Annotated in this window: 1 protein-coding gene; it reads left to right on the forward strand. The window is 51.4% G+C overall.

What is annotated here, in order from left to right:
* The first annotated feature begins 157 nt into the window (after positions 1 to 157).
* Positions 158 to 1,099 carry an IS110 family transposase gene (locus tag LXM55_RS32325; protein ID WP_233324199.1) on the forward strand — a complete coding sequence of 314 codons (942 nt, stop codon included), beginning with the start codon at positions 158 to 160 and terminating at the stop codon, positions 1,097 to 1,099.
* Positions 1,100 to 1,117 lie beyond the last annotated feature (18 nt).

Genomic DNA, 1,117 nt, shown 5'->3' on the forward strand with positions numbered 1-1,117 from the left:
CCCTTGTAAGCTAATTTCTACCTGCCTCAGATCGCGGTTCCCTCGGATTTCGAGATCGTGAGTGAGCATGGGTCGAGGCAGGTTCCTTCCTAAATTAGTCCGAACGGTTGCCTGGGCTTAAAGCCCGATTCTGCAAGGTTGGACAGGGGAAATCACCATGAACCAAGACTCTGCATTTGTCGGAATTGATGTTTCCAAGAGCACGCTGGATTCATTTGTCAGCACGACTGGTCAGGTCGAGCAGTTTCTTAACACGCATGACGATATTCAGCGTTTAACCAAGTATCTCAAGGCACAGACACCTGCTTTGGTGGTGCTGGAGGCAACAGGTGGATTCGAGCGGCTAGCCGCCGCTGAGCTATCCGCTTCTGGTTTACCGGTTGTTATCGTCAATCCTCGGCAGGTCCGTGATTTCGCGAAGGCTACAGGTCAACTGGCAAAAACTGATGCGCTGGATGCTCGGGTCATTGCCGAGTTTGCCCAAGCAGTGAAGCCCGCTATTCGCGAACTTCCGGATGAACATGCTCGTGAGTTGGCAGATCTGCTGGTACGACGTCGTCAAATCATCGACATGCTGGTGGCGGAACAGTCGCGTTTGAAGCAAGCAATGTTTAAAGCACTTCAACAGGACATCAAGGCGCATGTTGTGTGGTTGCAGAAGCGACTTAAAAATACCGATGATGATTTACACGATGCAATCAAGGCTTCCCCGATCTGGAAGGCTAACTATGACTTGTTGCGTGAAGTGAAAGGTGTCGGTGACGTGCTCGCGCTTTCGTTGTTAGCGATGCTGCCTGAGCTAGGCAAGGTCAATCGCAAGCAGGTAGCTGCGTTGGTAGGTGTGGCTCCTTACAACTGCGATAGCGGTATCTTTAAGGGCCGCAGGCGGATCTGGGGTGGTCGAGCCGAACTAAGAAGTGTGTTGTACATGGCAACCCTGTCCTCAAAGAGCCATAACCCCGTGATAGAGCAGTTTTATAACCATTTGTTGGCTGCTGGGAAGAGCAAGAAAGTGGCCTTGGTTGCTTGCATGAGAAAGCTGCTGACGATCCTGAATGCCATGATCCGCGATCAGAAACACTTCGCTGAAATGGCTTGAAGTTCGACACGGTTGCTC

The sequence above is a fragment of the Pseudomonas sp. Au-Pse12 genome (genome assembly GCF_021341665.1).
GTDB lineage: Bacteria > Pseudomonadota > Gammaproteobacteria > Pseudomonadales > Pseudomonadaceae > Aquipseudomonas.

Coding starts and splice junctions, on each gene's coding strand:
- LXM55_RS32325 (WP_233324199.1), top strand. CDS start 158: ATGAACCAAGACTCTGCATTTGTCGGAATTGATGTTTCCAAGAGCACG.